Source organism: Oleiphilus sp. HI0125 (assembly GCF_001635355.1).
Genome location: NZ_LWGF01001466.1, coordinates 1 through 6,789 on the forward strand (window position 1 = coordinate 1; position 6,789 = coordinate 6,789).

Genomic DNA, 6,789 nt, shown 5'->3' on the forward strand with positions numbered 1-6,789 from the left:
TGAGATCGTTTCACATACTGATCATCAAAATGCTCTTTTAGCCAACGACCGCTAGACTTAGAACGTGCCATAGTAATGCTCTTCTATAATGGTGATAGTTTTAAAATATTGACTTTGGTTTCTTTCGGCCAGACTGTAAACTTGCGCCGAAATATTTACAGGATTCAAACATGACAACACTTAGCGCCGCCGAGAAAAAACAACTTCGCGCCATTGCCCACAACCTAAACCCGATCATTATAGTGGGTGATAAAGGAGTCAGCGAGGGTTTACTTGAAGAGTTAGATCGCGCATTAGAACAACACGAATTGATCAAAGTAAAAGTTGCGTCAAATGATCGTGAGTTTCGCGCACAAGCTATGACTGAAATGGCGGAAAAAACAAATGCCACGCAAGTTCAAATCATCGGCAAAATCGTCGTATTGCTTCGCCGTAGCAAAAAGCCAAATCCGAAGCTATCAAACTTGATCAGAATGTAGATCAAAGCTGTAAGAATCAAAACTCGAAAACAAAAAAAGCGCTCGTTCATGAGCGCTTTTTTTGTTTGTAAGGCCTAGCGATTAAATATGCTCAACCTCGTCGATTTCATACTCGACAATACCGTCTGGCACACGAACAAAAGCAACGTCGCCTTCGTTCTTGCCAATCAAGGCACGAGCGATCGGTGAAGAAACAGAAATCTTGCCAAGCTTAATATCCGCCTCATCTTCGCCAACGATTTGATACTTCACTTCTGAGTCATCGTCGATTTTCAACAACGTTACCGTTGAGCCAAAAATTACTTTTCCTGAAGGCTCAATTGCCGCAACGTCAATCACCTGCGCATTAGAAAGCTTACCTTCAATTTCTTGAATGCGTCCTTCAATAAAGCTCTGCTGCTCACGCGCTGCATGGTACTCAGCATTTTCTTTCAAATCGCCATGCTCACGGGCATCAGCGATCGCCTCAATAACACGAGGACGTTCTACGGTTTTTAATTGAACTAATTCTTCGCGCAAGGCGGCTTCGCCTTGCACTGTCATCGGAATACGATTCATAGTTTTCCTATAATTTGCTTTATATCCTGCTAATCAGTATAGCCTTGCTTTAGTGCAAATCCTGCAAGCGACGCACTTTTTCATTTGAGCCAAAACGAATCGCACGCGCGATCGCTTCACCACCCCACAAAGTAGTACTGTAAGCAATCTTCTTCTGCAACGCAGATTGACGGATATGCGAAGAGTCTTTGATTGCTTGACGCCCTTCCGTAGTATTGACGATCAAAGAAATATCTTCATTCTTAATTACGTCAACAACGTGTGGACGACCTTCACGCACTTTATTCACAACACTAACTTCCATGCCTGCTTCCTCAATTGCCTGAGCAGTACCACGCGTTGCAACTAAGCTAAAGCCACCCTCAACAAGAAGTTTCGCAAGTTCAACAACACCTTCTTTGTCTACGTCACGAACACTCAAGAATGCCTTACCTGATGCAGGAAGTGTTTCACCTGTCGCGATAAAACCTTTAGCAAACGCCTCATCGAAGGTTTCACCAACACCCATAACTTCGCCCGTAGACTTCATCTCAGGACCAAGGATCGGGTCAACTGCTGGGAACTTCTTAAATGGGAACACTGACTCTTTCACACTGAAGTGCTCTGGGATGATCTCAGTTGTAAAATCTAGCTCTTCTAGAGTTTTGCCCGCCATTACACGTGCTGCAACTTTCGCTAATGAGGTACCAATCGCTTTTGACACGAATGGTACGGTACGTGACGCACGTGGGTTCACTTCGATCACGTAAATTTCACCATCCTGATAAGCGAGCTGAGTATTCATCAAACCGACAACGCCAAGCTCTAAAGCCATCGACTTAACCGCTTCACGCATTTCGTCTTGAACATCTGCAGACAATGTATATGGAGGTAGTGAACAAGCCGAGTCACCAGAGTGAACACCCGCCTGCTCGATGTGCTGCATAATTGCGCCAATCACGACTTGCTTACCATCTGAGATCGCATCGATATCCACTTCGATTGCAGAATTCAAGAAGTGGTCAAGCAAAACAGGGCTATCGTTAGATACTTGAACAGCATCTTTCATGTAACGCACAAGCTCGTCTTCTTTGTAGACGATTTCCATCGCTCGGCCACCAAGTACATAAGATGGACGAACAACCAATGGATAGCCAATTTCATTCGCTGCCACGATACCTTCTTCAAGGCTACGTACTGTCGCGTTATTTGGCTGCTTCAACCCTAAACGCTGAATCATTTGCTGGAAACGCTCACGATCTTCAGCACGGTCAATCGCATCAGGGCTAGTACCGATAATCGGCACACCAGCATCTTCAAGGCCACGCGCAAGCTTAAGTGGTGTTTGACCACCGTAGTGCACGATCACACCTTTCGGTTTTTCTAGTTCGATAATTTCTAGTACGTCTTCAAGCGTAATAGATTCGAAGTACAAACGGTCTGAAGTATCGTAATCCGTTGAAACTGTCTCTGGATTACAGTTGATCATGATCGTTTCATAGCCATCTTCACGCATTGCAAGCGCAGCGTGTACACAACAGTAATCAAACTCAATACCTTGACCAATACGGTTAGGACCACCGCCAATAACAACAATTTTCTCGCGATCAGACGTTTGCGCTTCACACTCTTCTTCATAACTTGAGTACATATACGCTGTGGCAGTCGAGAACTCAGCAGCACAGGTATCAACGCGCTTGTAAACTGGACGGATACCGAAGTCTTGACGAATATTACGAACTTCTTTTTCACTCAAGTCCAACAATGATGCCAAACGGTGATCAGAGAAACCTTTGCGTTTCAATCGACGCACTGCTTCCGAAGTAAGATCAGAGCGAATCATATTTGAAACAACTTGCTCTTCTTCAATGATGTCTTCGATTTGAACCAAGAACCAAGGATCGATACCAGTTAGACCATAAATCTCATCGATGCTCATACCTGCACGGAATGCATCACCCAAATACCAGATACGCTCTGCGCTTGGCGTGCTTAATTCACCACGCAAGGTATCCATTGCATTATCCGAGGCGATATCAAGAATCGGCTCAAATCCATAAGAGCCAACTTCTAAACCACGAATAGCTTTCTGGAATGACTCTTGGAAAGTACGTCCGATCGACATCACCTCACCGACCGACTTCATCTGAGTCGTCAATGTCGCATCCGCTTGTGGGAATTTTTCAAAAGTGAAACGAGGGATCTTCGTTACTACGTAGTCAATTGCAGGCTCAAACGATGCAGGTGTTGCACCGCCAGTAATATCATTTTGAAGCTCATCGAGTGTGTAGCCAACCGCTAACTTCGCAGCAACTTTTGCGATTGGGAAACCAGTCGCTTTAGAAGCAAGCGCAGACGAGCGAGATACACGCGGGTTCATCTCGATAACAACCATACGACCAGTTGTTGGACTGATACCAAACTGTACGTTCGAACCACCCGTTTCAACACCAATTTCACGAAGTACCGCAAGCGATGCGTTACGCATGATTTGGTATTCTTTATCCGTAAGTGTTTGCGCTGGCGCTACAGTAATCGAGTCACCCGTATGAACACCCATTGCATCGAAGTTTTCAATCGAACAAATGATGATGCAGTTGTCCTTCTTATCGCGGACAACTTCCATCTCGTATTCTTTCCAACCGATCAAAGACTCATCAATGAGAAGCTCATTTGTTGGCGACATATCCAAGCCGCGAGCACAGATTTCTTCAAACTCTTCGCGGTTATATGCGATACCGCCTCCGCTACCACCCATGGTAAACGAAGGACGAATAATACATGGAAAGCCTAGCTCGTCGATCAGGCCAACCGCTTCTTCCATACTGTGTGCGATACCAGAACGCGGCGTTTCAAGACCAATCGCTTTCATTGCCTTATCAAAACGATCACGATCTTCTGCTTTATCGATCGTATCAGCGTTAGCACCGATCATCTCAACACCAAACTTGTCAAGCACACCCTCGCGCTCAAGATCTAAAGCACAGTTTAGCGCTGTTTGACCACCCATGGTTGGGAGTAATGCGTCTGGGCGCTCTTGCTCAATAATACGTGCAACCGTTTCCCAAGTAATTGGCTCAATATAAGTTGCATCCGCCATCGCCGGATCAGTCATGATAGTCGCAGGATTGGAATTAACGAGGATCACTCGATAACCTTCTTCGCGAAGTGCCTTACAGGCTTGTGCGCCTGAGTAATCAAATTCACACGCCTGACCGATGACGATCGGGCCCGCTCCAATAATAAGAATACTCTTTATGTCGGTACGCTTTGGCATCTAATTTCGTTCCACTTTTACTATTTGTCTTCGAAAGCGGCTCCCCTAGGAGCCGCTCGATAATTCATATTTTGTTTATTTTGCAGCTTTACGCATTTCAGCAATAAATTGGTCAAATAATGGCGCTACATCATGCGGCCCTGGGCTTGCTTCTGGGTGACCCTGAAAACTATAAGCCGGAGTATCTGTGCGCTTGATACCCTGCAAACTTCCATCAAACAAAGATTTATGTGTTGCTTCGATGTTACTAGGCAACGACTCTTCGTCCACCGCAAAACCATGGTTCTGACTCGTAATCATCACTTCGCCCGTCGCCAAATCTTGAACAGGGTGGTTCGCACCGTGATGACCAAACTTCATCTTGACCGTTTTTGCGCCGCTCGCTAGTGCTAACAACTGATGACCAAGACAAATACCAAACACTGGCTTTTTAGTCTCTAGAATTTCTTGAATCGCAGAAATTGCATAGCCACATGGCTCTGGGTCACCAGGACCATTAGAGAGGAACACCCCATCAGGGTTCAAAGCAAGCACTTCACTTGCAGGAGTTTGTGCTGGAACCACAGTCAATTTACAACCGCGTTCAGCAAGCATACGCAGAATATTGCGCTTCACACCAAAGTCGTAAGCAACTACGTGGAACTCAGAATCTTTTGCTTGCGCATAACCAGAGCTCAAGTCCCATTCTGCTTCAGTCCATTCATAGACTTCTTGATGCGTCACTTCTTTTGCCAAATCCATTCCCTTAAGACCAGGGAATGCTTTTGCTTTTTCTAATGCCAGTTCTTCTGAAATATTATCACCAGCGAGGATACAACCATTCTGGGCGCCCTTCTCGCGCAAAATACGCGTCAAACGACGTGTATCGATATCCGCGATCGCAACAATATTATTTTCAGAGAGATAAACATCTAATGGCTTCTCATTACGCCATGAGCTAGCAAGCAAAGGAAGATTACGAATTACTAGACCAGCTGACCAAATTTGGTCGCTTTCTACATCTTCCTCATTAACACCAGTATTACCGATGTGAGGATAGGTCAAAGTAACAATTTGTTTTGCATATGATGGGTCAGTAAGAATTTCCTGATACCCCGTCATCGCGGTGTTAAAAACAACTTCTCCAGTAGTTTCTCCATCTGCACCGATAGAGATACCCTTGAATATGGAGCCATCTTCAAGAGCTAAAATAGCGGGTTTAGTCAACACCAGTTCCTCGCGCTTGTCCAAGCAGTGTATTTTTCGTATCGAAAGAAACCGTCTTTGGCGGGCTTGAGATGCATTTAGCGAATGCTAGTTGCAAAAAAGCGAGATGAACATTTGCTCATCTCGCTTTTTATAATTCTTTCGCGTTTTTATGTACAACGCCTTATCTCAAGCGGCGGCATTGTACATATTTCACATTTTGTTGTCTATGCGATCAAAGCATTTACTGCACAAAAATTACGCGTCTCATTACTTAAGATTTAAAACATCGCGCATTTCATACAGACCGGGCTCCTGAGAATGCAACCAAGCAGCAGCACGCACCGCACCATTTGCGAACGCCATTCGACTCGATGCCTTGTGTGTAATTTCAACACGCTCTCCATCGCCCAAAAACATCACAGTATGATCACCGACAACATCACCACCGCGAACCGTTGCAAAACCAATCGTTTCTTTATTTCGTGCGCCTGTTTGACCTTCACGTCCGTAAACAGCTACCTCACGTAGATTGCGGTCTAACCCTTCAGCTACTGATTCACCCATCGCCAAAGCCGTACCAGATGGTGCATCCACTTTATGCTTATGATGCGCTTCGTAAATTTCGACATCATAATCATCGCCTAAAATCTCTGCGGCTTTTTTCAAGAGATTAAGACACATATTCACACCCGTGCTGAAATTCGCAGCTTTACACATCGCGGCGTTCGCCTGATACGACAAAAGCAATTCTTCTTCTTCAGGAGTAAAGCCCGTTGTACCAATCACGATACCCTTGCCGTTCTCAGCACATAGTTTGGCATTTTCTAGCGTGGCATCAGGAGCAGTAAAATCGATCAACACATCAAAATCATCAATCACTTCACTCAAGTGACCCACAACACTAACGCCATTTTTACCAATCCCAGACAACTCACCTGCATCGGCACCAATCACACTACTGTCTGGCAAAACAATCGCTGCGCTTAATTCTGCTTCTGCTGATTGATGAACAGCTTCAATCAACATTTTACCCATGCGGCCAATCGCACCTGTTACTGCAATGCGTACCATTGCTTTACCCTCTTTTTTAAATGAAAAATTCCCGCTCAAAGGCGGGAATTATAAATAGCTTAATTACTAACCAAACTCTATACAGTAAAAACTCGGCACACACCTACTAGATAGATATTTTGCATCAAGCGAGGCGAAAGTGCACGGAAAAGCTGAGCTTACACGAAGTAAGTGAGCATTTGAGTACACTGTTAACAAAGCTTGAGGTGAAAATAGCATGCAGTCCTGCACTAAAGC

General features: G+C 44.9%; 5 protein-coding genes. 1 reads left to right on the top strand and 4 read right to left on the bottom strand.

The window, feature by feature from the left end:
- The first annotated feature begins 170 nt into the window (after positions 1 to 170).
- A complete protein-coding gene (gene yhbY / locus A3762_RS24770; RefSeq protein WP_068478004.1) occupies positions 171 to 479 on the top strand; it encodes a ribosome assembly RNA-binding protein YhbY in 309 nt (102 codons plus the stop codon).
- 81 nt (positions 480 to 560) lie between these two features.
- Here yhbY and greA read toward each other — a convergent pair whose 3' ends face one another.
- From greA to dapB, 4 genes are all read right to left on the bottom strand, one after another.
- On the bottom strand, positions 561 to 1,037 hold the full coding sequence (gene greA / locus A3762_RS24775; RefSeq protein ID WP_068758108.1) for a transcription elongation factor GreA: 477 nt from the start codon (positions 1,035 to 1,037) through the stop codon (positions 561 to 563).
- 49 nt (positions 1,038 to 1,086) lie between these two features.
- Positions 1,087 to 4,293 (bottom strand): carbamoyl-phosphate synthase large subunit, encoded by a 3,207-nt coding sequence (gene carB / locus A3762_RS24780; protein ID WP_068478003.1) that lies wholly within the window; start codon positions 4,291 to 4,293, stop codon positions 1,087 to 1,089.
- 75 nt (positions 4,294 to 4,368) lie between these two features.
- A complete protein-coding gene (gene carA / locus A3762_RS24785) occupies positions 4,369 to 5,499 on the bottom strand; it encodes a glutamine-hydrolyzing carbamoyl-phosphate synthase small subunit (RefSeq protein ID WP_068478038.1) in 1,131 nt (376 codons plus the stop codon).
- A gap of 249 nt (positions 5,500 to 5,748) precedes the next feature.
- The gene (gene dapB / locus A3762_RS24795) at positions 5,749 to 6,552 is read right to left on the bottom strand and encodes a 4-hydroxy-tetrahydrodipicolinate reductase (protein WP_068478002.1); all 804 of its coding nucleotides are present in this window, start codon (positions 6,550 to 6,552) and stop codon (positions 5,749 to 5,751) included.
- Positions 6,553 to 6,789: the final 237 nt, after the last annotated feature.

Excerpts from the sequence above, each read along its gene's own strand:
- yhbY (WP_068478004.1), top strand. The coding sequence starts at position 171 with ATGACAACACTTAGCGCCGCCGAGAAAAAACAACTTCGCGCCATTGCC.
- greA (WP_068758108.1), bottom strand. The coding sequence starts at position 1,037 with ATGAATCGTATTCCGATGACAGTGCAAGGCGAAGCCGCCTTGCGCGAA.
- dapB (WP_068478002.1), bottom strand. The coding sequence starts at position 6,552 with ATGGTACGCATTGCAGTAACAGGTGCGATTGGCCGCATGGGTAAAATG.
- carB (WP_068478003.1), bottom strand. The coding sequence starts at position 4,293 with ATGCCAAAGCGTACCGACATAAAGAGTATTCTTATTATTGGAGCGGGC.